Annotated in this window: 29 protein-coding genes; 11 read left to right on the top strand and 18 right to left on the bottom strand. The window is 39.1% G+C overall.

Annotated elements, in window-relative coordinates:
* Positions 1-3: 3 nt before the first annotated feature.
* A complete protein-coding gene (locus QMA08_RS09180; protein ID WP_290174269.1) occupies positions 4-693 on the bottom strand; it encodes an HAD family hydrolase in 690 nt (229 codons plus the stop codon).
* A gap of 427 nt (positions 694-1,120) precedes the next feature.
* Here QMA08_RS09180 and QMA08_RS09185 point away from each other — a divergent pair, with 427 nt between their 5' ends.
* Together QMA08_RS09185 and QMA08_RS09190 are read left to right on the top strand one after the other, a co-directional pair.
* Positions 1,121-2,647 carry a catalase gene (locus QMA08_RS09185; RefSeq protein WP_188161010.1) on the top strand — a complete coding sequence of 509 codons (1,527 nt, stop codon included), beginning with the start codon at positions 1,121-1,123 and terminating at the stop codon, positions 2,645-2,647.
* Between the two features lie 128 nt (positions 2,648-2,775).
* Positions 2,776-3,291, top strand: a complete 516-nt coding sequence (locus tag QMA08_RS09190; protein ID WP_197117222.1) for an ankyrin repeat domain-containing protein — start codon at positions 2,776-2,778, stop codon at positions 3,289-3,291.
* 56 nt (positions 3,292-3,347) lie between these two features.
* Here the strand turns inward: QMA08_RS09190 and yddG are convergent, their stop codons facing one another.
* On the bottom strand, positions 3,348-4,268 hold the full coding sequence (gene yddG, locus QMA08_RS09195; RefSeq protein ID WP_290174274.1) for an aromatic amino acid DMT transporter YddG: 921 nt from the start codon (positions 4,266-4,268) through the stop codon (positions 3,348-3,350).
* A 447-nt stretch (positions 4,269-4,715) separates the two neighbouring features.
* Between yddG and QMA08_RS09200 the strand changes: the two genes are divergently transcribed.
* From QMA08_RS09200 to QMA08_RS09230, 7 genes are all read left to right on the top strand, one after another.
* Positions 4,716-5,369, top strand: coding sequence for a TetR/AcrR family transcriptional regulator (locus tag QMA08_RS09200; RefSeq protein ID WP_290174276.1), 654 nt, complete (start codon positions 4,716-4,718; stop codon positions 5,367-5,369).
* A gap of 3 nt (positions 5,370-5,372) precedes the next feature.
* Entirely contained in the window at positions 5,373-5,855 is a 483-nt protein-coding gene (locus tag QMA08_RS09205) for a putative 4-hydroxy-4-methyl-2-oxoglutarate aldolase (RefSeq protein WP_039488377.1), read from the top strand.
* Between the two features lie 412 nt (positions 5,856-6,267).
* Entirely contained in the window at positions 6,268-7,470 is a 1,203-nt protein-coding gene (locus QMA08_RS09210) for an amidase family protein (RefSeq protein ID WP_290174278.1), read from the top strand.
* Positions 7,467-9,050 (top strand): gamma-glutamyltransferase, encoded by a 1,584-nt coding sequence (locus tag QMA08_RS09215; RefSeq protein ID WP_290174280.1) that lies wholly within the window; start codon positions 7,467-7,469, stop codon positions 9,048-9,050. The genes QMA08_RS09210 and QMA08_RS09215 overlap by 4 nt, the downstream gene beginning before the upstream one ends.
* A complete protein-coding gene (locus QMA08_RS09220) occupies positions 9,038-9,862 on the top strand; it encodes a sulfite exporter TauE/SafE family protein (RefSeq protein ID WP_004334658.1) in 825 nt (274 codons plus the stop codon). The genes QMA08_RS09215 and QMA08_RS09220 overlap by 13 nt, the downstream gene beginning before the upstream one ends.
* A gap of 3 nt (positions 9,863-9,865) precedes the next feature.
* The gene (locus QMA08_RS09225; protein ID WP_004334657.1) at positions 9,866-11,095 is read left to right on the top strand and encodes an alanine--glyoxylate aminotransferase family protein; all 1,230 of its coding nucleotides are present in this window, start codon (positions 9,866-9,868) and stop codon (positions 11,093-11,095) included.
* A 14-nt stretch (positions 11,096-11,109) separates the two neighbouring features.
* Positions 11,110-12,393 (top strand): allantoate amidohydrolase, encoded by a 1,284-nt coding sequence (locus QMA08_RS09230; RefSeq protein ID WP_290174283.1) that lies wholly within the window; start codon positions 11,110-11,112, stop codon positions 12,391-12,393.
* Positions 12,394-12,520: 127 nt separating this feature from the next.
* Here QMA08_RS09230 and QMA08_RS09235 read toward each other — a convergent pair whose 3' ends face one another.
* The 13 genes from QMA08_RS09235 to QMA08_RS09295 form a co-directional block, all read right to left on the bottom strand.
* On the bottom strand, positions 12,521-12,823 hold the full coding sequence (locus QMA08_RS09235) for a hypothetical protein (protein ID WP_024596154.1): 303 nt from the start codon (positions 12,821-12,823) through the stop codon (positions 12,521-12,523).
* A gap of 43 nt (positions 12,824-12,866) precedes the next feature.
* Positions 12,867-13,115: a DUF1272 domain-containing protein gene (locus tag QMA08_RS09240; RefSeq protein ID WP_272451834.1), complete on the bottom strand. Its 249-nt coding sequence runs from the start codon at positions 13,113-13,115 to the stop codon at positions 12,867-12,869.
* A complete protein-coding gene (locus QMA08_RS09245; RefSeq protein WP_290174285.1) occupies positions 13,109-13,471 on the bottom strand; it encodes a 2OG-Fe(II) oxygenase in 363 nt (120 codons plus the stop codon). Before QMA08_RS09245 ends, QMA08_RS09240 begins: the two co-directional genes overlap by 7 nt.
* Positions 13,472-13,694: 223 nt before the next feature.
* Complete coding sequence (locus QMA08_RS09250; protein ID WP_290174286.1) at positions 13,695-15,233, bottom strand: glucan biosynthesis protein; 1,539 nt, start codon at positions 15,231-15,233, stop codon at positions 13,695-13,697.
* Positions 15,234-15,580: 347 nt separating this feature from the next.
* The gene (locus tag QMA08_RS09255) at positions 15,581-15,814 is read right to left on the bottom strand and encodes a hypothetical protein (RefSeq protein WP_182675012.1); all 234 of its coding nucleotides are present in this window, start codon (positions 15,812-15,814) and stop codon (positions 15,581-15,583) included.
* Positions 15,815-15,981: 167 nt separating this feature from the next.
* On the bottom strand, positions 15,982-16,494 hold the full coding sequence (locus QMA08_RS09260; RefSeq protein ID WP_033038241.1) for a hypothetical protein: 513 nt from the start codon (positions 16,492-16,494) through the stop codon (positions 15,982-15,984).
* Positions 16,495-16,607: 113 nt separating this feature from the next.
* Positions 16,608-17,090: a hypothetical protein gene (locus QMA08_RS09265; RefSeq protein WP_290174289.1), complete on the bottom strand. Its 483-nt coding sequence runs from the start codon at positions 17,088-17,090 to the stop codon at positions 16,608-16,610.
* A gap of 229 nt (positions 17,091-17,319) precedes the next feature.
* The gene (locus QMA08_RS09270) at positions 17,320-17,835 is read right to left on the bottom strand and encodes a hypothetical protein (protein WP_290174290.1); all 516 of its coding nucleotides are present in this window, start codon (positions 17,833-17,835) and stop codon (positions 17,320-17,322) included.
* Between the two features lie 304 nt (positions 17,836-18,139).
* On the bottom strand, positions 18,140-18,562 hold the full coding sequence (locus QMA08_RS09275; protein ID WP_138490281.1) for a hypothetical protein: 423 nt from the start codon (positions 18,560-18,562) through the stop codon (positions 18,140-18,142).
* A gap of 78 nt (positions 18,563-18,640) precedes the next feature.
* Positions 18,641-19,039: a hypothetical protein gene (locus tag QMA08_RS09280; RefSeq protein WP_138490280.1), complete on the bottom strand. Its 399-nt coding sequence runs from the start codon at positions 19,037-19,039 to the stop codon at positions 18,641-18,643.
* A gap of 500 nt (positions 19,040-19,539) precedes the next feature.
* Complete coding sequence (locus QMA08_RS09285; RefSeq protein ID WP_290174292.1) at positions 19,540-20,115, bottom strand: DUF922 domain-containing protein; 576 nt, start codon at positions 20,113-20,115, stop codon at positions 19,540-19,542.
* Between the two features lie 515 nt (positions 20,116-20,630).
* A complete protein-coding gene (locus QMA08_RS09290; RefSeq protein WP_004334632.1) occupies positions 20,631-20,882 on the bottom strand; it encodes a Rho-binding antiterminator in 252 nt (83 codons plus the stop codon).
* A gap of 10 nt (positions 20,883-20,892) precedes the next feature.
* Positions 20,893-21,732, bottom strand: a complete 840-nt coding sequence (locus QMA08_RS09295) for a DUF417 family protein (RefSeq protein WP_290174294.1) — start codon at positions 21,730-21,732, stop codon at positions 20,893-20,895.
* 284 nt (positions 21,733-22,016) lie between these two features.
* Here QMA08_RS09295 and QMA08_RS09300 point away from each other — a divergent pair, with 284 nt between their 5' ends.
* Positions 22,017-23,483: a DASS family sodium-coupled anion symporter gene (locus QMA08_RS09300; protein WP_290174296.1), complete on the top strand. Its 1,467-nt coding sequence runs from the start codon at positions 22,017-22,019 to the stop codon at positions 23,481-23,483.
* Positions 23,484-23,833: 350 nt separating this feature from the next.
* Entirely contained in the window at positions 23,834-24,178 is a 345-nt protein-coding gene (locus QMA08_RS09305; protein WP_197120541.1) for a GNAT family N-acetyltransferase, read from the top strand.
* 2 nt (positions 24,179-24,180) lie between these two features.
* On the opposite strand, the gene QMA08_RS09310 is transcribed toward QMA08_RS09305, so the two are convergent.
* From QMA08_RS09310 to QMA08_RS09320, 3 genes are all read right to left on the bottom strand, one after another.
* The gene (locus QMA08_RS09310; RefSeq protein ID WP_004334621.1) at positions 24,181-24,816 is read right to left on the bottom strand and encodes a trimeric intracellular cation channel family protein; all 636 of its coding nucleotides are present in this window, start codon (positions 24,814-24,816) and stop codon (positions 24,181-24,183) included.
* Between the two features lie 578 nt (positions 24,817-25,394).
* Positions 25,395-25,796 (bottom strand): hypothetical protein, encoded by a 402-nt coding sequence (locus QMA08_RS09315; RefSeq protein ID WP_024595034.1) that lies wholly within the window; start codon positions 25,794-25,796, stop codon positions 25,395-25,397.
* 324 nt (positions 25,797-26,120) lie between these two features.
* On the bottom strand, positions 26,121-26,435 hold the full coding sequence (locus QMA08_RS09320) for a hypothetical protein (RefSeq protein WP_182756195.1): 315 nt from the start codon (positions 26,433-26,435) through the stop codon (positions 26,121-26,123).
* Positions 26,436-26,453 lie beyond the last annotated feature (18 nt).

The raw sequence follows: 26,453 nt of genomic DNA on the forward strand, positions 1-26,453 counted from the left end.
TATTTAAAAAGCTGCGTGTTTACTGCTTTTAAGTGCAGGGTATGCACTAAAAAAATCTTGCCAATGCGTTAAATGATCAACATTTGGGTAAGCACTGTGTACATGATTAACAGAGCCTTGCATATGTTGCCCACCGCTGTAATGCAGTACTTGCATATTGGCGTCAATTCCTGCATTTACGCCGGCTTTACTGTCTTCAATTACTAAGCAATGCTCTGGCTTTACACCCATTTGCTTAGCTGCATGTAAAAATAAATCAGGCGCCGGTTTACCACGCTTAACTTCGCTGCTGGTAAAAACCGTATCGCTAAAGTACTTACTTAAACTCACTACGCTCAACGCTTTTGCGGTGCGTGCTGGGCTACTGCTAGTAGCTATACAAATAGGCACAGCTAAATTGTTAAGTACGTCTTCTATACCATCAGTCGTGGTTAGTCCGGTTTCAAATTCGTTTAATAGTGCCTCGCGGTAGTCACCTTCAAAGCTTTCAGGAAGAGTGACATTAAATGCATCCGCTATTTTTTGGCTTACTGTTTTAAAGTTGCAGCCTAAAAAGTGTTGCTGTACATAAGCGCGGTCAATCTCAACGTCTTTTTCAACAAGCATATTAATGAGTACTTGTGCGCTTAAAATTTCGCTATCAATAACAACGCCATCACAATCAAATATCACTAGCTCAATATTAGTATTCATCTTGTCACCTTATTAACACTGTTTGGTTTAGCTAATTTAAGTATAACGAGTTAAGCGCGATTAATATTGTGCAACTTTTTAGTGCAACTCAGTAATGAGCATAAGCTCACTGGTTGAGCATATTCCCTTTATTGCGCGAATATGTCAACACACTGTAAGTATAAAACGCACCAGCTTGGTGAAAATACCGCCAGATAAAACTAAAAACCTTTGTATTTAATAAATTTTATAAAAGCATATTGCGACTAAGGTCGTAGTAAAAAAATTACATTAATGTAAAAAGTGTATCTGCAAATTCATTTCATCTGTTTTACAAATCACATCAATCTAATTAATCAGTTTTACCGAAGTTAATAAAGTTAATACTATCGTTAACAGATTAACAGCCTGCACCACTGCCGGCACTTTTAAATAGATGAGGTCGACAATGAATACTCAAATAAACAAAACAAAATTAACACTAACTGCACTGGCACTTGCAATGGCATTACCGGCAAGCGCAGCAACAACTCTTACTAAAGATAACGGCGCAGCTGTTGGCGACAACCAAAATTCAATTACTGCTGGCGAACGTGGCAGTGTATTACTAGAAGACGTGCAACTAATTCAAAAACTGCAACGCTTTGCACGTGAGCGTATTCCTGAGCGTGTTGTGCATGCTCGTGGTACTGGCGCACACGGTGTGTTTGTAGCATCAAAAGAGCTAGATGATTTAACAATTGCAGCACCGTTTACACAAGCTGGTAAAGAAACAGACGTATTTGTTCGTTTTTCATCAGTAATTCACTCAAAAGGCAGCCCAGAAACACTGCGTGACCCACGTGGCTTTGCAACTAAGTTTTACACAGACCAAGGTAACTGGGATTTAGTAGGTAACAACTTACCGGTGTTCTTTATTCGCGATGCGATTAAATTTCCAGACATGGTTCACTCGTTAAAGCCATCACCGGTTGATAACATTCAAGATCCTAACCGCGTATTCGATTTTTTCTCGCACGAACCAGGTTCTACACAAATGCTAACGTGGGTTTACAGCGACTACGGTACACCAGCAAGTCTTCGTAAAATGGACGGTTGGGGTGTACATGCATACAAAATGATTAACAAATCGGGCGATGTTAAATACGTTAAGTTTCATTGGGTAAGCCAACAAGGTATTGATAACCTTGACGCAAAAGAAGTAGCTAAAGTGCAAAGCCAAGACTTCCAACACTTAACACGCGACCTTTACAGCGAAATTGGTAAAGGCAACTTCCCTAAGTGGGATCTATACATTAAAACGCTTGATCCGTCGCAGCTTGATGACTTTGATTACAACCCATTAGATGCAACAAAAATGTGGTTAGACATTAAAGAAACTAAAGTAGGAACAATGACCCTAAACCGTATGCCAACTAACTTCTTCCAGTCTACAGAACAAGTAGCAATGGCACCGGCAAACATTATTCCAGGTATTGAGCCATCAGAAGACAGACTATTACAAGGTCGTATGTTTTCTTACGCTGATACACAAATGTACCGCCTAGGTGCTAACCACCAGCAACTGCCAATTAACCGTGCAAAAGTTGAAGTGGTTAACTACAACCAAGACGGCGCAATGAATATTGGTAACACTACAAGCAATGTGAACTACCAGCCAAGCCAAGAAAACGTAGCTGAAAACCCAATTGCACGTAGAAGTAACACAGAGCTAAAAGGCTTTGTACAACAAGCCGCGATTAAAAAGCAGCAAAACTTCGCGCAAGCAGGTGTTATATACCGTGGTTTTAGCAAGCAAGAACGTACAAACCTAATTAATAACCTAGCAGGCGATTTAGGCAAAGTGCAAAACAGCAGTGTTAAACACAAAATGCTTAGTCACTTTTACAAAGCTGATAGCGAGTACGGTACACGCTTAACTAAAGCTGTAAACGGCGATATTAAAATGGTTAAACAACTAGCCGCTAACTTGTAAGTAGCTAGTTGTAATTAACTAGCTGTAAGTAATCAGTTGTAAAATTAGTCCCAACTAAGCAGCTATAAAAACAACCACAATCATGAGGAAGGAATAAACCCCTTCCTCTTTTATAAGAGACAATTGTTATGCGTAATTTATTAATTATAGTCGCTCTACTACTGAGCTTTACCAGTAGCGTTTACGCTCAAAATACATCAGATACACAAACACCCAGTTCGCAAGTTGAAAGCCAACATTCTGCAAAAACTCAATACGATAGCTTATTTGCTTATTACTTTGCCGCAGCACGTACAAACGACACAGCTGTAATAGAGCAATTTGTAGATGCTGGTATTCCTATCGACAGCTACAACAATAAAGGCTACACCGCGTTAATGATTGCCACTTACCATGGTAATAAAAACACGGTTAACACACTTTTACACTTAGGCGCTAATGCCTGTCTAGAAGATAACCGTGGCAACACAGCGCTAATGGCCGCTATTTTTAGAGGTGAATTTAGTATAGCTAAAACACTCGTATCACTTGATTGCGACAACGCGCATCAAAACAAAGCCGGTCAAACAGCAGAGCAATTTGCACAAACATTTGGTCAACAAAAAGTTATAGAGTTACTAGCGCAGGTAAATAATGCAAAATAATCTGCACGCAACAAAAAGCCCTAAAATAATAGGGCTTATTTTTAATAAAATTAGTCTTATGTTGCAGACGCTATTTGAGGTTGTTTAGGCTTTTCTCGCGTTACAAAGTAGCAAATTAGCGAGCCCACTGTTACCAGCACAACCCCCTGCCAAAACGAAGCACTCAGCGTAATAGATAAATACAACGCCGAAATAATAGTAGAAAACACCGGTGTAAAGTACGAAAGCGTTCCCAAAAGCATTAAGTTACCGCCAATAATAGCTTGATTCCAAAGTGCATAACCGCTCCCCACGACTACACCAGCCAATAGCAACGTTATGCTTGAGCTGAGTGAAAACGTTAATGGCGCTTCATTACTAAAACCATATTGCGCCCACAAACTCATTGCCGTAACCGCAAAAAATAACGTAATGGCATTTTTACCATTACTCAGCTTTTGCGTTACTACGCAATAAATAGCCCATATAAACGCTGCAGCTAATGCCATTAAGTAAGTAGCAGGATTATCAGCAAAGTTAGTAACAAGCGTATCGAGTGACATTTCTTGATCGCCCGTAATACACCAAGCAACGCCTAAAAAAGCAATGATCATGCTTGGGTAAACCCAGAAATTTACTTTTTTACGGCCAATAATAATAGAGAGCAATATAGTCAGCGTGGGCCATAAATAATTAATAACCGCCATTTCCATTGCCTGATGACGGCTATTTGCCATACCAATAGAAAGCGCCAAACAAATTTCGTACGATACAAATAATAAAGTACCTATTACCAAGTAACGTTTTGAAAACCCACTAAACTTGGGCACTCCCATAACCAAAATTAAAAATATCGCACTGGCAGAATACATAGCCGCCGCACCACCAATGGGGCTAAACAACTCAGAAATATCCCGTAGTAATGCAACTAAGCAACTCCACAGTAATATGGCCGCGACTCCATAAAGCGTGTATTTATTTTTGCTTATAAAATCCATTTGCCAACCCAAAAGTACTACTCGTAAATTTGAAACTAAACTAACAGTAATTATTTAATTAAACAATAAGGGTCTGTTGATCTTTCAAGGTTAAATTTGCAGCAGTCTGTTTGGTATTTAGGCAAGGCAGAGCCTATATAGTGTGGTTATTCCCCATTAATGGGCGATAACGTAGCATTAATGCCAAACAGGCGCTGCCCAAAGGGTTCTTCCTAGGGGCTACTTACTCTTTGTTGCTCGGTTTTTACTTAGCCCACTAGGTTACAAATCTCGCGCCGCGATTAAATAGCCCCTAGTTTGAACAAATTTTAATCCGCAAATATCAACAGACCCTAAAGTTAATAGCTTAAACCTCTCGCCTGTTTTTAATATTCACCCTTTTTAGTAATTGACCTTTTGGTCAGTAAAGCTACAATCAATCAATACGTTAAACACGCAAACTCAATAATGACCACACAAATAAAACCAAATAAAAAAGAAGTGACACGCGAGAAAAACCAAAAACTAATTTTAGATGCCGCCGAGCAATTGTTTTCGCAATTAGGTTACGACGGAGCAAGTATGAGCATGGTTGCTAAAGAAGCGCAGGTGCCAAAAGCTAATATTTTGTATTACTTTAAAAGTAAGGATGGTCTGTACGAGTCTGTGATTGACCGCATAATAGCTAATTGGAACTTAGGGCTCGATAACGTCACAATTAACGACGATCCAGCTACCGTGCTTTATAACTATATTAAAAGCAAAGTAATACTGTCCGTAAATCAGCCAATGCAATCTCGCTTATTTGCCAGTGAAATACTGCGCGGTGCACCCTATTTACAAAACTACTTTAGAACCAATACCCGTCCTTGGGTTAAACAAAAGGTTGATGTACTTCAAGCATGGATGGACGCAGATAAAATGGATAAGGTTGACCCCTACCATTTGCTCTTTACTATTTGGTCTACCACACAATATTACGCCGACTTTCAGGCTGAGGTTTTACTCGTAATGAACAAATTAGAGTACGACGAAACCGATGTGGCACAAATTACGCAATCAATTGCCCACATAATTTTAAAAGGTATTGGTCTTAAAATACCTGAGCAAAGTGAGACTTAACCCATGACATCCTTTACTACACCCGATTTATTTGACGATCATCGCGATAACGTGCAAGTAGCAGACAGCGGCCTTTATCACTTTGGTAAAAAAACCACGTTTTATGGCAAAGTAGTTACCGTTACCTGCCCAGAAGACAACTCTTTTGCCGCCGATATATTGCATGAAAATGGTGAAGGTAAAGTATTGGTTATAAACGGGTTTGCGAGCAAACGCTTTGCGTTTATAGGCGATATTATGGCTGAGCGTGCCTTAAGTAATGGCTGGGAAGGCGTAATAATAAATGGCTGTTGCCGAGATATAGAAATACTTGCCACGATGAACTTACCTGTAATGGCGCTAGGCTCTACACCACGTAGTACCTTAAAGCGCGGCTTTGGTGATAAAAACCAAGCTATTACCATGCTTAGCACCACCATAGAACCTAACGATTGGGTTTACGCCGATATTAACGGTTTAATCATCAGTAAAACGCCCCTTATTTAGCACTCAAAACCATATAAATAAAGACCAACTTGGTGCATCTGCGCACCAAATTGGTTTGTTTTAGCTCATTTTAATCTCACTATTTCTACAGCCCACACTTACAAATCTCATACAACTCACCAAATCCTGACCAGTTGGACAGGATTTTAATTTATGGCATTCCTCTTGCTTAGTCTAAGCACTATAAAATCAAAACTACCGATTAAAAAGCACAGCTTTAGCAATTGCATTAAATTAGTGAACTATTATAACGCGAAGAAAATGACGCAGTGAGTGCGCTATTTAATCCGATAGAATGATCATGTTTTTAATAAAATTGGTATTCATAATAATAATAATAACCAGCCCGCTTTTTAATCACTCTTAACTTAATAAGTAAGTACTTGGTCAGTTTTATAATAATGAGCTGCAAATGAGTGATAAAAAAAACAACAAAGGTATATTTTGCAATCACGGTCCTACCCTGTGGCAAACAAGCCAGTCTGGAGTGCTTGCAAACAATCGCTTAGCTGTAAAAGATGTATTTGCAGTAAAGGGCGAGCGTAACAGCGCAGGCAACCCACACTGGTTTAAAACAGCTAAACCGGCTCAAAATACGGCAAGCTCAGTTAATAAGCTCATGACCGCTGGTTGTAACTTTATAGGCTTTACCCATACTGACGAACTGGCTTATAGCTTAGAGGGTAATAATATACATTATGGCGCTGCGCAAAATCCTAAATTAAAAGGGCATGCTTGCGGTGGTTCGAGTATGGGGTCTGCTGCTGCAGTTGCTGCTAACTTAGCTGATATTGGCTTAGGCACCGACACCGGCGGCTCAATTAGAATACCCGCCAGCTATTGTGGTTTATATGGCATAAGGCCAAGCCATAACGTGATTGAAAAAGACGGCCTAATACCGCTGGCTCCCCCTTTTGATACCATAGGTTGGTTTACCCAAAGCGCTGAGCTATTAAGCGATGTAGGTAATGTACTGCTACCAAATCAAGCTATTAATAACGTTGATACCTTAGTTATTTGCGAGCCGTTATTTGAACTCGTTGACTCTGCTTTACAAGCCCCACTTAAACAATTGCTTGAAAAAACCAAGCCTAATTTTAAGCACCATAAAGAATTTGAACTACCTAACAGCAACTTATTAAATGAACTTGCTGATAGTTTTAGAGTACTGCAAGGGCGAGCAATCGCAAAAACGCATAAAGATTGGCTTCAATTGCAGGGGCAACTTCCCCAGTTTGCTCCAGCAATTGCGGCACGTTTTAATATGGCGCTTGCCCTAACTGATCAAGAAGAACAAGAAGCACTAAAAGTACAAACCCAATGGCAAACACTAATAGCTAAAAACCTAAATACAAACAGCTGTTTATTTTTGCCAACCACACCTACAACCGCACCTAAATTAGGCGCCGACACAAGCGCCTTACGCATGCAAATTATTACGCTTTCGGCAATTGCAGGGCTTAGTGGCTCAGCGCAAGTGCATTTACCGCTGGCTGATTTAGCAAATGATCATCCGTATGGTTTTTCATTAATGATGAGCCACGGTAACGATAAAAGCCTACTTGCTTGCGTTAAGCACCTAGCTGCACACTTTAAACAGGACACACCGGCATGACCACACACAACATTGCATTTACCGCGTCTCATTTTTCGGCAACAGAGGCGGGTATAAATATACTAAAACAAGGCGGTACAGCTACCGAGGCTATGGTAGCGGCTGCCGCTGCTATTAGCGTTGTATACCCACATATGAACTCAATTGGTGGCGACAGCTTTTGGCTTATCGATAACCCAAATCAAAAAACGCCCACTGCTATTGATGCCTGCGGCCGCGCAGCAACTAATACAACGCCCTATAACACGCTCACGCAAATACCAGAGCGCGGCGGATTAAGCGCACTTACTCAAGCGGGCACAATACGCGGCTGGCAAAAAGCGCTTGAACTAGATGAGCATGCGGCACTACCACTGTCACAAATTTTAGCACCCGCTATTGAACTTGCGCGCGAGGGCTTTACCGTTACAAAAAGCCTGCAAGCAGGCTGCGAAAAGCTAGCCGCTGCTAACAATACCAATGACGCGTTTAAAAACCTCTACATACCCAATGGCAAGCCCTTACAAGCAGGCCAGCATTTTAAAAATCCTAAACTTGCAGCAACGTTTGAATACCTAGCAAAGCATGGTTTAAACGCATTTTATGAAGGCGCACTTGCCAACTCATTTGCCGCCGACTTAGCAAAAGCAGGCAGCTCAATCACCGCAGGTGACATTGCAAATACTAAAGCCGAGGTAGTTACTGCGCTAAATGCAAACCTCAGTGGTATTGATTGCTACAACTTACCCGCGCCAACACAGGGCGTGCATTCACTACAAATAATTGGTGCCGTAAATAAGTTAAAGCATTTAGCTAAAACCGATGCCGACTGGACACATTTAATTGTTGAGGCAACTAAACAAAGCTTTACCCATCGCCCTACCCTTTGGGCTGACCCTGAAGCATTAGGAGACGATTATAAAAACGCACTAACCGATAATCGCTTAGGCGAACTTGCTAACAATATTGATATGAGTAAAGCCAAAAAATGGCCATTTAACGCAGAGCCTGGCGATACTGTGTGGATGGCAGCCAGAGATAAAAACGGGCAATTAGTCAGCTTTATTCAAAGTATTTACTGGGAATTTGGCAGCGGAATATTAATGAGTGAAGGCGGCTTTGTGTGGAATAACCGTGGTTTAAGCTTTAGTTTAAACAATCAAGATACCAACGTCCTTGCGCCAAATAAAAAGCCCGCTCATACACTTAACCCTGCACTGGCCAAGTTTAGCGATGGTCGTCGACTTGCTTACGGAACAATGGGCGGTGAAGGGCAGCCACAAACTCAAGCCGCTGTTTTTGCAGGCTACGCGTGGCGAAATAAATCTATAAAACAAGCAATTAGCGACCCTCGTTGGTTACTTGGACGCACATGGGGCGATACGAGTACAAATTTAAAAATTGAAAAAGAGTTAGTTTTTCATATAGAACATGAATTAAATCAACGTGACCACGATTGGGTAAGCGTTGATAATAATAACGAAATGATGGGGCACGCTGGGGCTATTTTAGATACACCTACAAGCCTTGAAGCTGCAACAGATCCTCGTTCAGATGGACGTGCAACAGTAACTACAGCAGGAACACAATGTCAGAAATAATAAATCAATGGCCAATTATAGTAGCCTTAATAGCAACCGGTGTTTTTGCCGGTATTTTAGCAGGACTTTTTGGTGTAGGCGGCGGTATTGTTATCGTCCCTGTGCTGTATTTTTTACTGCAAGGTTTTGGCGTAAGCCCAGAGTCGGCAATGATGATAGCCACCGCTACATCACTTGCAACCATAGTACCTACTTCGCTTTCATCTATTCGCTCGCATCATAGCAAAGGGAATATTGACCTTGCGCTAATAAAATACTGGGCACCATTTATTTTAGTTATGGCCGTTGTAGGCAGCTACTTAGCGCACTCAATACGCGGTAATGCACTGGTACTTATGTTTGCCTGTATTGCTATTTTAGTCAGTTTAAACATGCTATTTAGAGCCGGCGCACCCGCGCTTGTAAAACAACTACCAGGTAAATTTGGTCAAGGCGTTATGGCAAGTATTGTAGGTGGTTTGTCGGTAATGATTGGCATAGGCGGCGGCACTATTGGCGTACCTATGCTAAACGCATTTAATGTACGTGCTCATGTTGCAGTAGGTACTGCGGCCGTTTTTGGTTTATTGATTGCGCTACCTGGCGTTATTACCTTATTAAGTATTGGCACAACGCCAACCGATGCTCCCCTAGGTACGTGGGGGTTGGTTAACCTCCCTGCCTTTTTTCTTATTATTCCGCTAACTATTTTATTTGCGCCTATTGGCGTAAAAATTGGTAGCAAGCTGGATCAAAAACAACTAAAACGCGCCTTTGCCGTTGTCTTAATGATAACCGGCATACGCATGCTTATTCAGACTCTGGGAGCCTAAAATATGTTTAATAACACGCAAGTTCAAACCTTAAACCCACCACAGCGTTTATTAATGGGACCAGGCCCAATTAATGCCGACCCTCGTGTTTTACGTGCTATGTCGGCGCAGCTTATAGGCCAATACGACCCAGTAATGACCGGTTTTATGAACGAAACCATGGCACGTTACCGCGAAATTTTTAAAACTAAAAACGAATGGACCATGCTAATAGATGGCACATCGCGCGCAGGGATTGAAGCCGTATTATGCTCAATTTTACGCCCAGGCGATAAAGTACTTGTGCCAATTATGGGGCGCTTTGGCCACCTACTTGCTGAAATAGCAGAACGCGTTGGCGCAAAGGTGCACACAATAGAAGTACCGTGGGGCGAAGTGTTTACGCCAGAGCAAATCGAAAAAGCCATTGTTGATGTAAAACCCCATGTACTTGCTATGGTACAAGGCGATACATCCACCACCATGAACCAACCTCTTGAGCATATTGGCGATATTTGCCAAAAGCACGATGTACTATTTTACTGCGATGCCACCGCCTCTATTGTGGGTAACGAACTTCCTGCCGATGAATGGAAACTCGATGCACTTTCTGTTGGCCTGCAAAAATGTTTAGGCGGTCCTTCTGGGTCTGCGCCATTAACGCTTAGCGACAAATGCGCCGAGTGGATCCAAAAACGTAAAAAGGTAGAAGCAGGTATTCGCACGGCCGACCATACCGACGGCACCGAGCCATTTGTACGCTCAAACTACTTTGATTTAGGCATGATCATGAATTACTGGGGAGAGGAGCGCCTCAACCACCACACCGAAGCCACCAGCATGCTGTATTGCGCCTCAGAATGTGCTCGCATTGTTATTGAAGAAGGCGTGGATAACTGCGTAGCGCGCCACAAATTACATGGCGATGCCATGCTAACGGGTATTCAAGCGCTCGGCTTAAATGTATTTGGTGATTTAACACATAAAATGAACAACGTACTGGGTGTGTATATACCCGAGGGCATTAATGCCGATCACGTACGCGGACAAATGCTAACCGATTTTGGAATAGAAATTGGCACCTCATTTGGACCACTGCATGGCAAAATTTGGCGTATTGGCACCATGGGTTACAACGCACGTAAAGATGCTGTATTACAAACACTTGCAAGCTTAGACGCTTGCCTACATGCCAACGGTTACAAAGGCCCTAAAGGCGAAGCCGCCATTGCCGCCCTTGCTCACTATAAATAAAAAAAGGATTTAGCATGACGATTGTAAGCCCACAACACAGCCCTTTATTAGATAAAGAGCTTGCTGATGAATACGCAACACGCGCTTTATCTCGCTGTAAAACCCTCAGCGCACTATCGCAAATGCAAGGCGGTATTCACCGCGTGTACTTATCAAAAGAGCACAAAGAGTGTAATGCTGTTACTGCATCGTGGATGGTTGAGGCAGGCATGCAATCGTGGCAAGACGAAGTGGGCAACCTTTGGGGGCGACTAAAATCATCTAACCCACATGCTAAACGTTTAATTATAGGATCGCACCTAGACACCGTACCAAACGCAGGTGCGTTTGATGGTATTTTAGGTGTACTACTAGGGATAGAAATTGCCGCGCTTGCACATAAGTTAAAGCTCGACCTGCCCTTTCATTTAGATGTAGTGGGCTTTTGCGATGAAGAAGGCACCCGCTTTGCCACAACTTTAATTGGCTCAAAAGCCCTCGCTAACGAATTTGACCCACAGTGGCTAAACATTGAAGACACAAACGGCATAACTATGCGCCAAGCCATGCTGGACTTTGGTTTAAACCCCAACGACTATGCAAAGGCCGCACTAAACAAAAACGAATTACTAGGTTACTGGGAAACTCATATTGAACAAGGTCCTGTACTCGAATCGGTTAATCAGGCGTTAGGGGTTGTAACTGCAATCGCAGGAGCAAAGCGCGCCATGCTTACCCTAACAGGCCAAAGCGGTCATGCGGGTACAACCCCAATGAACTTGAGGCAGGATTCACTAGCAGGCTGCGCTGAATTAGTAACCGAAATTGAAAAACTAGCAAGTAATGCTAAAAATGGCGAAGTTGCCACCGTTGGGCAAATACAGTCTCGCCCTGGGGCTACAAACGTGATTGCAGGTAAAACAACCATAAGCCTAGACGCACGCGCACAAAGCGACACCGATCTCGCTAACTTACTAAGCGCCATACAAAACAGCGCTCAATCTATAGCAAGCAAACGCAATTTAACGCTTGATTGGCAATGGACGCATGCCGCCGATGCCGTAGCGTGCGACACCACTATTCAGCATTTATTTTCAAGCGCATGTAAACTCAATAACCAAGCATCGCCTTCACTTGCCTCAGGCGCAGGGCACGATGCAATGGCAATCGCTCCAATTTGCCCCGTTGGCATGTTGTTTATACGAAGCCCTGGCGGTATAAGCCATCACCCAGCAGAAGCGGTTATCGACAGCGATGTAACAAAGGCACTCAGTGTAATGTACAGCGCGCTTTTACTTTATGTGAAAGAGTGTGAGTGATTTAAGGTAATCGAGTAAACCAAGTATATTAACTAGGTATGCTTAGGGGCTTAAACCTCCTCAAAGTCATTTGGAGGTTATTACTGAAGGCAGGTAAATGCAGGAATATACGTTATTTAAAGTAGCTTTATCGGGCTGCCCTTTGCTCTTTTAGGCTAAGGCGTTTATGTGAGCTATATACATGTTGAATGTTTGTACCATTAACCAAATATGCATCCATTTCGACGGTAATTAAACCCGATAATGGCTTGATTTCTAGAACACCCAACTCACCTAAATTCGCAGATAGTAAAGTATTATTCCTAATAGCTAACAAAGTTTTGTCAGTATCTCGTAAGTCACCATTCACATATAATTTAGCACCACTAAACCAAGTGTTAATTATTTTAACTTTGATTGACTTAACAGTAAATTCAAAGGATTTTCTCATCAGATCTCCATATCCAGAAATGTAATTATTATACTTTGTGCTCTTAAGCGCTTGGCGCAAAAGCACTTTCTTTTAACACCCGCTTAGTCGATGCTGGGTAATTTTTTAGTGCAGCCAAAGGGCGAATTGGCCGCTGAACCAAATTACCTGAGCAGTTTGGGCACACGTTATTTAATACCGTTTGAGCACAGCCAGAACAAAATGTGCATTCAAATGAACAAATAAAAGCCTCTGTGGACTGTGCAGGTAGATTCTTATCACAACATTCACAATTAGGTCTTAAATCTAGCATTTAGAGCTCCCTTTTATCCACCCAATGCTGAGTAAATATCGACTACCTTTTATAATTTTTGATACCTGATGCTCACTTACATCAGGGCGGAATAGCTTAACCCGCTTTGTTTCAAATATCGGATCACTGCAAATAAACTCACCACCCAAATCTGCTTTTTTAAGCACTATATTCAATCGATAGTGTTTACCAGATTCAACTTTGTCTGTGTGTGGTGCTATTTCACTTCCTTGTGGGAATTTAAGCAAATATGTATCAAATTTAATTGGCCACGTAGCACCACAAATCAACATTTTATCGTAGCCTGATTTTTGTCGGCCTCGCTCCCAACAAAATAATTTACTCAAAAAAAACATACAATCCCTCGAAACAGCTAACAAGCTGCAGGTTAACTTGTTTTTTTATTTTTATTGATAAACAAACCATAGCCGAGTTCATATTTTGATTCAATCGATTACTGTATTTTACGTGGGATATAAAAGGGAGTTTTAATGGTGTTTTGATTGGCGTTTTAAAAGACATTATGGTGGCTATAATTGACAGAAAATCAAAATATAGCCACCCGTTTTACTTTAATGCTTATTTAATCGTTACCTTTGCATCACTTACCCATGTTTCAGTTATAGCTTCATCATTTTTATCAACTAAATACGCGCGTATGTTCACCGGATTGTTGTTAGCTTGTTTGTAGTCAAACGCTAATCGCCATTGGTTTGTACCAACTACCGGATAAACTCCAATAGGTTCTAGTATTTCACCGTTGCTGGCTTCAACAATCGGCTTTATACCACTTTTGTTATCTAAGCCTTTAAATACTGGACCTTCAAAATCAATCACCATTTTGTTAACGCCTTCAGGAATTGGCTGGCCGGGAATTCCGCCTAAGCCTTGGCGAGTATTTACAACGCTTGCAAGCGTTTTTGATTTTGGATCGAGTGGACGCCATTCAATATCATAAGAAAAGGTAAACTCATCACCTTTGCGCGCCTCTTTTTCGGGCACCCAATAGGCAACAATATTGTCGAACGTTTCATCTTTTGTAGGAATTTCGATTAACTGTACTGCGCCTTTTCCCCAATCGTCAGTAGGTTTAATCCACGCTGATGAACGCTTATTGTAAAATACGCCATCGTCTTGGTAGTTATTAAAGTCACGATCTCTTTGGATTAAACCAAACCCTTTTGGGTTCTCATCAATAAAGCTATTGGTCGACACCGACTGAGGATTATTTAATGGGCGCCAAACGTATTGACCCGTTCCTGTGTGGATCGCCAGGCCATCGCTGTCGTGAATTTCTGGGCGCCAATCTTTAGCTTCTGTTTTATCTTTTTGTGAGTACCAATACATACTGGTTAACGGTGCCACGCCTAAGCGTTCAACATCGGCGCGCATATACAAATTAGCGCTCACTGAGGTAATATGGCCTTTGGCTTCTTTGTTATCTTTACTTAAACCAAATCGATAAGCACCAGTGATAGAAGGCCCTTCAAGCAATGCCCAAACAGACACACTTTCACCTTTTTTCTCTGCGGGGCCAATCCAAAATGCAGAAAAGCGCGGAAACTCTTCTGGTTGATTCATGCCCGTATTAATTGCAATACCTCGAGCCGACAGTCCATATTGCCCCTCTGGCCCGTCGGTACGAAAATAAGACGCGCCTAAAAAAGATATCCAATCGGGTTTCATATCTGGGCGCATTATTCTAAAACCTGCAAATCCAAACCCTTCTGGGAGATCGTGAGCTGGGCTGTCATCAGGCATATCAAAAACATCATTACTAAAAGGTACATTTTGAACCTGATTTTTATCGTCTCTGATGTAAATACTTACTGGCTCTGGAAAATATCGGCCAGGGTAAAATAACTGTACGGGAGCCTTTTTTCCACTTGGGTATAAGGTTTCATCTTCTTTAAAACGTATTTTCCAGTGTTCGTCATAGGTAATTTTATCGATAAGCTCAGGGGCTGGTACTGCAGTTGGCGTATAGGGCTTTTCAGCTGAGGCTTTTGCCAGCGCTTTTAAGTCTTCGAATGAAAACTGCGTTTTATCTACTGCTTCTGTCGCGTAAGACGACATCGAAGTGCTAAAAATAATTGCGATAAATAACTTTAATTTCATAAAAAGAATATCCAATAAATTGAGTCAAATAAAAATGGGAACGCTGCACGAACGTATGTTTAACTTAAAGTTCTGTATGGATATTACGTGACGCAATATGAACTAGCGTTTACTAAAATATTGTTATTTGACTATAGGACCTCCCATAATTATTTTTTTAGGGTATTGGTTTTAAGGGAAATTGCGCGCGTTTAATGATATCGCTGAAGTGAAATAAGCGGGGATAGCGCAATTTATTATTAGATCGCTGGTATTCAAATGGATAAGGGTTGTATTTAGGTGGTGGAAAAACGAAGAGGCTCACAACTTTTAAAACTTGCAATTAATGGCTGAATTTTACTTGGGCCTCACTTCAGGGCATGTTTTGAAGTTAATTTTTCAATGGCATCTTTAGCTTCTTTCAAACTTACACCATGAACAGATCTATAATATTTTATTGCTCTAACTTTATGACCTGATTTTAAAGCAACAATAACATCACCTTCAGTTACACTGCCATGTTTAGGTATTGAGTTACCAAATATTAATATAAATAAAACTGCAATAACCGCTAAAACACCCCAAATATATTCAATTTCCATAAATATCCTCGATGTTCGAAAAAATAATGAGCCTGTAGATTAACTCGTTTTTTATTTGTTTTTATTGATAAACAAACCAGAGCTGAGTTCCTATTTTGTTTGTAGTAATGTTCACCAAGAGCAAAATGTATTTTTACCTTATCTTAATTATTCTTATTGGCTACTGGTTAAATAGCCTTTCGCATTTTATTTAATAACTCGTAGCATGCTTTATACAACAGTATTTCCATGTCTTCGTTATGATACAAAGGGCCCCAACGAAAAAAGCCTCTTAAGCTAAATTTTTTAGCTATGAATTCGCGCCACGTAACAGATTTAGAAACGCTGAACGTTTTAATCGTCTTATTATGTTTAATATTATACAAGCGCGATACTAACTTAACTTTTGGTCGCCAAAATAGCGGAATAATAGCTGTATCAAAATCTATAGTGAATGCATCACCACCATGCAAAGTAACTATAACAACATCTAAACCAATATCTGACTTTTTAGGCTCTTTAATAGACGAAATGCTGTGAAGACAAAAAATATCTTCAAGCTTCTTGTGCATATGATCTTGTAGTGAATCGCCCGTTATATAAAAAAACGACTCTACCTTAGAAAAATGGCTGCTATTAGCTACAGCTAACGATCCCAAATAAACATTTGGCTTTTCAGAGCTAAACCAATCGAATAGCAAATTTAAATTCCTTTTTTACTTATGCCGAATAAATAGGCCGTAAGGTTGTTATCTAAGATTAGGGTGAAAAAGCAAAAACCAGCTATTTTTGGCTTTGTTTAATCTCTTGTTAGCTATTTTTCGTGTCCCTGAATTAGCAAGTTTACTATTAGTTCCCAATCTTTACTCAAATTAGTTAGGCTTTGTGCCGATATGTTTAAGCGCTTACTATCTATTGTAAATATTTCTGTCGCATACTCTGATTTTTTGCCATCTATTTTACTGATTTTCATCTCATTTTGGTCATATGACTCAAGAACACCATGCACACAAACATCGCGAATTTGTACCGTGTTTTTTGTGTTCTTAACTAGTGAGAGTATCTGGTCTTTATTAGCTACATTATCTGGAAGATGACATGTAATAAACTCAAGCTTTCTTTGTAGACTTCCCGGTTTATTTTTGTTGCTAGATTTCGGCAGGTTTGAATGTAGTAAATGCACACATTGATCTACTCTACGCTCAATTGGAGACCAAAATATAGTTAGCATTCCAATTGTTGCTAGCCATGACTCTAACAGTTTTGGGTCTTCACTATAACTTTCTTGTAAATCCATTTGTTAAGTTTACCCCAGAGTCTGATACATATAGCTAACGAGGCTGTAGTATAACTCCAACAACCAAATTCAATTAAAAAATGAATTCCTGTAATTAACTCTAAGCGTTTTTAAAGCATTAGGAAATGCATTTGGAACCCGTAAAACAGGCAAAAAATAGTTGGTTAAAATTAGCGACGAAGGAGCAAAACCAACTATTTTTTGTCCTTGTTTAACAACTTGTTATGCATTAATTGCACTTGGTTTCACCGCCCCAATTGTCAGTGATTTTTGCTTGGTAATAAACTTGCGCCCACGATGGTCTTTCAAGTTTTAAATTATTCGGGCTGTAAATAATCTGACTTAGACAACCGCCGAAAACAAAACCAGAAGACGATAATGTAACAAAAATATTACCTTTATATAGTTCTATTTCTGAAGCTCCAACGACCGATAACAGATTTAAATATTCAAGGTATCGTGTTTGCGTAAGCTTATACTCTGATAAAATACGCACGAATGATACATAATAGCCATATTGCTTTGCCCATCCCTTATCATATAACTGATATTCACCTAAGCGATCATTTCCAACCTTAAATTTTTGGAGAAACTTTGAGTCATCAGTGATCATTTCGCGTAGCTGATTGTATTGCAGTTTGTGCTCAGAGAATTTGGTCTCAAGCTCTTTATCGGTCAAAGCTGAATCAATGTTTTTACTACATGACGTTAAAGAGACAATTAACAATATAAAAAATATGCGCACTGACTCTCCTTAATGCATAACGAGCCTGTAGATTAACTCGTATTTTATTTATTTTTATTGATAAATAAACCATAACTGAGTTCCTATTTTGGTTCAATTGATTACTGTATTTTTACGTGGAATATAAAATAGTTAGCTATTGTTTTAATTGGCGTTTTGGAAGGTATTACGGGAAAGTTTAGCGTGGTTGGCTTTTTACTCTTTCTTTCATTGTAGTTCAGCTTTTTGCGTGACAAATAAAACCTAACCAGCTGATATTATTTATTATTTATGTAAAGATTAGAATGAATTTCATCCTAACTCTTTAGCTTTTGTTTAACTCTATTTTTGAAACGTAAAATACAATACCAGCAACAAGACCTACTATAGAAAATAAAAACAATTGTAAAAAGCTATATCCATAACCTATTAACGTAATTGAACCATTTTCGACCAATACCTTATCATTAATAATTGAGCTATCTAAACCTGAAGGGAAAACAAAAAAGAAAGAAACTAAGCAAGTAGATATAACTGAAGATTTGAGCACTGTATTTAGCGAATAACCACAGCTTTTAGTGATAAATTTATAAATGGGAAATGCTGTTACTGGAACCAAAATTAGAACAACTATTAACGTCCAAATAAATATACCAAAAGGCATAATAGTAAATTTCATTTCAATTGCCATTGGCGCTAAAAATGCAACAATTAAAGAGGCTAAAATAAAGCTAAATATTGTTCTCAACTCGAAACCTTCTTAGAAAGCTAACGCCTGCCATAACCGATTTGTGGCGCTCTTGCACAAATCCGGTTAATGGTTTTGTTATGTAACGTCACCGTCAAGTCCAAATTTTTTCCTGTTCAAAACTAGCGCTGCCAGCACAGTTACTCCTAGCACTGTGCCAACAGGGAACATGAAGAGTAACAATGTTGAATATATTATTAGTACCCAAAAAAGCCACTCAGTTCGATAGTTTAAGCCCACAACGGAAAATGTTAAAAAGCAAAGTGCAACTAAAAATAAGATGAACCCTGTTACTGTAGACAAAGCTGTTGATGACATTTCTTCTTGTGATATTTTAGGTTCATTATTTCCAAACAGCGTTATCTCTTGAAATGAAGAGGACATAATTAAATACGAATCAACAATTCCCCAAAGTGGTGCCCAGAAAAGCAATAAACCCAAAACTGCGACGTATTTCCCTATAGTTTCCTTGTTCATCATCTCTCCTCACGTAGTTACATAACGAGCCTGTAGATTAACTCGTTTTTTTATTTATTTTTATTGATAAACAAACCATAGCTGAGTTCCTATTTTGGTTCAATCTATTACTGTGCTTTTACGCAACATATAAAGAAGTGTTTGGTGTTGTTTTAATTGGCGTTTTGGAAGGTATTACTGAAAAATTTAGTGTGGGTACCTTTTTTACTCTTTCTAGAATGAGCAGGATTATCTGTGCGTTATTTATTTTGGGCTAAAGCACCGTTAATTGACCACGATAGTTGGCAGCAAGAAACCATAGGAAAGCCTCATAATACCATCATCACTTCATTGGCATTTAAGTGGATACGAATACTATTTAGGTGCTGGAAAACACACACGCCTTACGACGAATCAACTTACTTAACAGCATTGAAAAGTAAGGGATCACCACTATTAAAATTTGCGGTGAAAAGTGAGCTTTGGTGCTTGCTGTCCCCCCCTGGGCGTGCTGTTATGTTTTATGGAAATACAGCCCCATTTTTCATTCCATGATTAGTATTTTTATCATACTTTTTTTCAAGCACTACGTATTTATCAATAATCTTTTTACCAAGACTATTGGCTTTACTTTTTAAACTAGAGCAACTTTTTGCTGCTAAAACTGACAGACGATTTTCAATCTCTTTAGCTGCATTAATACCAAAGTCTTTATGGCCATTTTCGTGAGCAATTAGTGCATTGTAATAATGTGCCCAACGCTTTTTTAGGTTTACCTTTGCACTATTACTATTCTCCCACTTGGGAAGAGTGAAATTAACTTTGACAGTACTTTTAACACTCGTCATAGAGCACAGACCATTACTTTCATTCCAGTTAAAGCGCCAATTAACAAACCAAGAAGTATAAGCATCGTAGGTGTTTCCCGATTGCTTAATAGAGCTTTTAGTATTCATTTCATTTCTTAGCTCATTAGCCGTTGAACCATGTATTGAGTAATACTCCGTATTTATATTTACCTTAGGCGTAGCAAAGGCACTACTTGATACTAAGCAAAACAATATTGAGGTTTTGCTTAGTAATATGAGCTTTTTCATGAAACCTACTCCTTGGTCAGATTTAAAACTAATCTGCTTATTAGACACCACTTTGGGGATTTATAGCACCCCAAAACGGCGTATATTACAGTGTTCAATAATTCCACTAAACAACTTCAATGTAAACAAGTAATTAAATATGTTACAAAAACCCCTTTGTAATTTTTCACCAAAACGGTGTTTAATAATGTTATTGGACAAAATAAAAATAGAGCTTTATTTATGTAGTTACCTTTACAACAATAATTAACAAACGGACGGATACTAAGGGCTAGCTAAGGCTTATTGAGGCTTACTTATACTGGTTTAGCATTTTTATACACTTAATAGTTGGCGTTTAGACTTGTTCGGTGGAAAAACTCGAGTAAAGAATAAAAGAAAGTAATAGGAAAATTTTGGCTTTATGTATTTAGCACGTAATTAGCTAAAGCATTGGTTAGATAAGCGAGCCATAAACATATTGATTGATACAGACTCGCTGAGATATTTATGATAAAAACGAATGAGTAAAGTGTTTACTTTACATCAAAGTTCACATGGTCAAAGTATGGATTTTCCTCACGCGCTTTAAGTATACTAATTGTAGTGAGCACAATGAGTTGCAACTCGCTATTTACGCTAACAACTATGCATTCGTCTCTATTAGCATTGCGCTTTGTGTCAGTTGCTATCCCGCATACACCATCACCATTTTTTAATATAAGCTCAATGCTTAAATGGTGCATACAAGCAATTTCGATGTAGTCGTATTGGTTGCAACTGATCATAACGTCCTCTTTATTTAGTCGGTTTAAAAACCATTAAAAAAGCAATAACAACAAGGTTGGCTATATACCACAAATCTTTAATTACAAATTGCCCTAAACGATCCAATAAAGTGGATGAACTAAATGCACCGGTTGCGGTAATTAAGAATGTTTGGGTCATCATAAATACGCTTAAACACGCTAAGCCACTTACAATAATTAGCTTTTTATTATTTAAAAATAGCCCTAAGCCCAATAACACAGCAAATAATACATCAAACCCGCCAATCATGTTAGACGCGCCTTGTACGCTAAATACCGTGTATAACCACGACATAAATGGTGAGGTTTCTACTAAACTTACAATGCCTTTTGCTTCAAATTCATAAAACTTCATGCCGCCAATCCACAATAAAACCATAGCAACCGGTATAAAGTTTAAAAGTACGTGTTGTTTGTCGGTAAGTTTGTCTTTATAAAACAAAAATACATACAAAGGCACTACAGCAAAGTATTTAATTATGCCCTGCCCGCTACCAATGATTGGAAAGCCACCAAGTTGCGCCATCCAACGGTTACTGGCAAACAAGGTAAGTAATGCAACTAAACTTATAATTGCTGCAAGTAAAAGTACTGGTGTAGGTTTCATTAGTTTAAGGCGAGCGAGCACGGTGGCAAACGCTAAGGCAATCATAAAGGAGCCACTAATTAAACCTAACGCAGATACAGACATTAGCGAATCAACGCCATAAAAACTAAACGTAGCCGTTAACGTATTAGGGTTTGCTCCTAACGCAAACGACAAGCCAAGTAGTAAAAAGCTACTCGTTAATAAAAAAGTAATCACGTTATTGGTTAGTTTTAAGTTCATTGTATTTCCAAGTATTCGTTGAGGTTTAAAAAGACCTTACGAACCCATAAAACAATTCAAGCTAACTCTTAAAAATCAGAGTTAATTAAGCACACTGTAAGCTCTCATCGGGTAATGTAATCAATCACTTTAGTTTATAGTTTATTTCCTCTTTATTAATAAAATTAAATAAGTCTAATATTCATATGATGTGCGTCATCTTTTTTATTATTAAATGAAGTAGAATAACGTCGCCTTTTCAATACACAGAATGCATGCATTTCTAAAACTTAGGGACATTTTTAATGAAGGGTACTGATATTCGAGTTACCTCTGGACTGATTTCTATAGCCATTGTTTTACTACTTTGGTTTGCTGTACCGCCTCCGCAAGGTGTTACCGAAAACGCATGGCATTTGCTCGCTTTATTTATTGGTACTGTAGTTGCCATTATTGGTAAAGCAATGCCTATCGGCGCCATTGCTATTTTAGCTATTACTTCTGTTGCGTTAACCGGCGTAACTAATGACAGCCCATCTGGCGCTATTAAAGATGCATTAAGTGGCTTTTCTAATTCATTAATTTGGTTGATTGGTATTGCTATTATTATTTCTCGGGGTTTAGCTAAAACTGGTCTGGGAAATCGTATTGGCTATAATTTTATTTCTCTTTTTGGTAAAAAAACAGTTGGTATTGGCTATGCACTCGCACTTTCTGAACTTGTTATAGCACCTGTAACGCCAAGTAATACCGCGCGAGGCGGCGCTATTATTCACCCAATTATGAAGTCGATAGCAACAAGCTTTGGCTCGTCCCCTGAGGAAGGCACCTCTCGTAAAATTGGGCACTACCTTGCTTTAGTGAGCTACCATATAAACCCTATTACATCAGCTATGTTTATTACAGCGACTGCGCCAAACCCGCTAATTGTAAAGCTGATTGCTGATGCTACCGGTGCAAGTATCAGTATTACTTGGAGTACATGGGCGCTGGCAGCGCTTGTTCCTGGTTTGCTATGTATTACCCTTGTGCCTTTGGTTGTTTATGCCATTTACCCACCTGAAGTTAAAAGTACGCCCGACGCTAAAACCTACGCAGAATCTAAATTAACTGAAATGGGCCCAATGAGTTATGGCGAAAAAATAATGGTGGGTGTTTTTGCTATGTTGCTTGTTTTATGGGCCGGCGTACCTGCAATGATTTTAGGGGCTGACTACGCGGTTAATACTACCGCAGTGGCTTTTTTAGGCTTGTCGGTTTTATTAGTCACTGGTGTATTAAGTTGGGACGATGTACTTAAAGAAAAGTCTGCGTGGGATACCGTTGTTTGGTTTTCAGCATTAGTAATGATGGCCACTTTTTTAAATAAACTAGGTTTGGTAACGTGGTTTTCAACACTTGTTGAGAGCAATATTGCGCAACTGGGCTTTGACTGGATTGTATCGGCCATTATATTGGTAGCTGTATATTTTTACGCTCATTACTTTTTTGCCAGTACCACAGCACATATTACTGCTATGTTTGCCGCATTTTACGCCGCAGGTTTAGCGCTTGGCGCTCCGCCTTTATTTTTAGGTTTACTGTTAGCTGGTGCTTCATCACTGATGATGTCGTTAACGCATTACGCAACAGGCACATCACCCATAGTGTTTGGCTCAGGCTATGTATCGTTAAAAGACTGGTGGGTAATGGGCCTTATAATGAGCGTTATTAATTTAAGTGTATGGGGAATTATTGGCGGGCTTTGGTGGAAAGCACTTGGGTATTGGTAGTATTGCCTTTGTTAGCTTGGCTTGCACATTTAATACTGCGCACTTATTTTGATTAGTTCTACAAATATAAACATTAAGGCTGTTGCAAGGGAGCACTATGGTTTTTAAATTCATAAAAGCAGCATATTCAGACAGAGACTACTTATTAAGCCTCAGAAAACTAACTATGATTGAACACTTAGAAAATGCCGGGTTATTTTTAATACCAATTCGCTTAATTAAGTGATCTATTTTGAGGCTGGAAAAACGTGTTGATAGCTAGGCAAAAAATTCGCTATTTAGTTGTTCTAAATGAGCATTTTTTAACGCAGGTAGCGACACGTTTAGCCCCGCAAAATGATTAAGTATTATTGCGGATTGGTATAACAGATCAACAGCATGTTTTAAGGCTTGATGATCAATATGACTGCTCCCATCTTATAGTTATAAATGAGGTACCAATTGGTACTTTAAAATACCAAACGCACGCTCAACACGTTGAAATAATGCAATTACAAATACATCCATTGCACCAAAATAAAGGGTATGGGAAAGCGGTTATTGAACAAGTAATTACAAATGCGCAGTCAAAACCCATTAAACTCACAGTGCTTAAAAACAACCCAGCATTAGGACTTTATAAGCGGCTGGGTTTTACTATAACGGATGAGGATAATTACGAGTACCACATGCAAACGCGAGCTACTCGTAACTAAAATTAGTCGCTTTGATCTCTGAAGTCTTTTTTTCTGAAAATAGTTAAATGCCAACCCCAATGCAAAGAGCCTAATCTTAAAAAGATAGTCGTGAAAAATGAGCCTAAAATACACCAAATGTAATCTACATTAAGGCTAAATAAAGCGGCATAAACTGCACCACCCGCTAAACACGCAGAGGCGTAAGGTTCGCTGCGCATAACAGTTGGCACCTCACGGCAAATTACGTCGCGTATTAAACCACCAAATATACCTGTAGTGATACCCATGGTAATTGCGACCACCATGCCAGAGCCATTAATGAGTGCTTTTTCTATCCCCATAATATTAAATAACGCCATACCCACAGCGTCTACCAATAAAAAGTAGTAGTTATTAACGCGCGGTAAGTATCGAATAAATGCAATTGTTGCTATAACGGCCCCATAGGTTGAATATAAATACTCTGGGGTAGCAATCCAAAATACCGGTTTGTTTAAAAGTATATCTCTGAGGGTACCGCCCCCTAATGCTGTAACGGTTGCAACCACTACGACGCCAAAGCCACTAATGTTTTTTTCATACCCAAGCAATGCCCCTGCAACAGCAAAAAATGCAACACCGAGTAACCCTAGTACCATAAAGTATTCAGCAGTCATGGTAATTCCTTTTTAAAGTTTATTAGGAGTTGTATCAACTTACGTGCCAAAAAACTGAGTAAATATAAATAAACCCACAATTTAAGTGACTGAAATTTATAAGCTTATTTCATTTATTAAAAAACGTTAGCTATGTGATATTTAGTGAAGGATTAACAAGAGTAATTATTTTAATTATGGGTAGTTTTTACACGTTAAAGTACAGAGGGATTTTGTTACAGAGTTGCAGTCGAGCACTTTTAAATTTTAAGCAAAAATTAAATGAACAATAAAGCTATTACCAATATTACAAAAATAATAGGCAATATTGCATGTTGCCAGTTTTGTTCTTTATTTTGATTATAGAGTGTTTGCATTGAGCTTTTATCATTATTGGTAAAACTATGCTGGCACTGCATACAGTTTTGGGCTTTTATGCTCACCCAAGTACCACATTTAATACATGCGTAACACCTCGACAGTTTATCAAACTCGTTTGTTTTCCTAAATATTCTCATTTATCACCTCATTGATTTTCGCCGCAGTAAGAAACCCAATGAATAATATATGCTCTTTAAATTCATTGTCACTTCTTTACTTTATTCAATAATTTTTACATTTGGAATGTTTTGTAAAAGGTAGGATTTTAAAGATTCAAACGCATCTTTATTGAAAATAAACTCAGTTGTTTTACCATCAACTTGATTATACGGTAGTGCAAATACACCGTGCCTCTTAGTTTTGTCGATGACAACTTTGTTAATATCGTTAATATTAAACACTTGCTTATAAACGTATAATATTTGCCCCTCTACGCGTACAGCCTTTAACGGGCTTTGCTCAACATTGCGCGAACGAATAAACACAAAATATAAAATAACGGGGAATAAAAACAGGTTAAGCGCTTGCAAACTAAAAGGTTTATCTATCAATACAATATATGTTGAGTAACAAATTAAAGAGGCCGCTAGTGCTAAAATTAGCTGTGTGTTGTTTTTCATAATCATCCTTTGTTACTAGTCAAAAAAATCGGTAAGGTTTTTTAATTATATTACCAATTTAGTGAAATACGCCATTTTGTAACTTTTGCTAATCAAACAGCGTTTGATACACTATTATATCCGCAATAAAATATTAGGCTCTCGCTGATGAGTAAAGCTCATCTAAAGTGTAGGTAGAAAAATCTATTTCAGAGTCCATGAAAAAAATCCGTCATATAGTGTTATTAAAAAGCAATCTAACACAACTAATTCAAGCTATTCAATTGTTTAAGATTATCAAATAAAAAAGCTACTAAAAAGTAGCCTTTAATTATTAATTACCCTTCAGCTTTTTAACTGTGCTGCCTTTTTAAGCGCCCACCAACCAATTACTAAGCTCATTAATATACGTACAGGAAAGTAAATAATAGCTGGTAGGCCAAATAACCAATTGGCAAAGCCTTGTGGCATTACATAAAATGCGACCCGCTTCACCCAAAATATAAACTCAACATACTGCGCTAAAAAGTCATTAAGCGATAAGCTTAGTAGCGCTAATTCATTACTTATTAGAACCCATAAGGCATATAAACCAAGCAGACTATCACCCATACTACCAATATAAGATGAGTAGCCTATAAATAATAAAAAACTGCGCATGGTAAGTCCTTCTTAGCT

The sequence above is a fragment of the Pseudoalteromonas sp. APC 3355 genome (genome assembly GCF_030407615.1).
GTDB lineage: Bacteria > Pseudomonadota > Gammaproteobacteria > Enterobacterales > Alteromonadaceae > Pseudoalteromonas > Pseudoalteromonas distincta.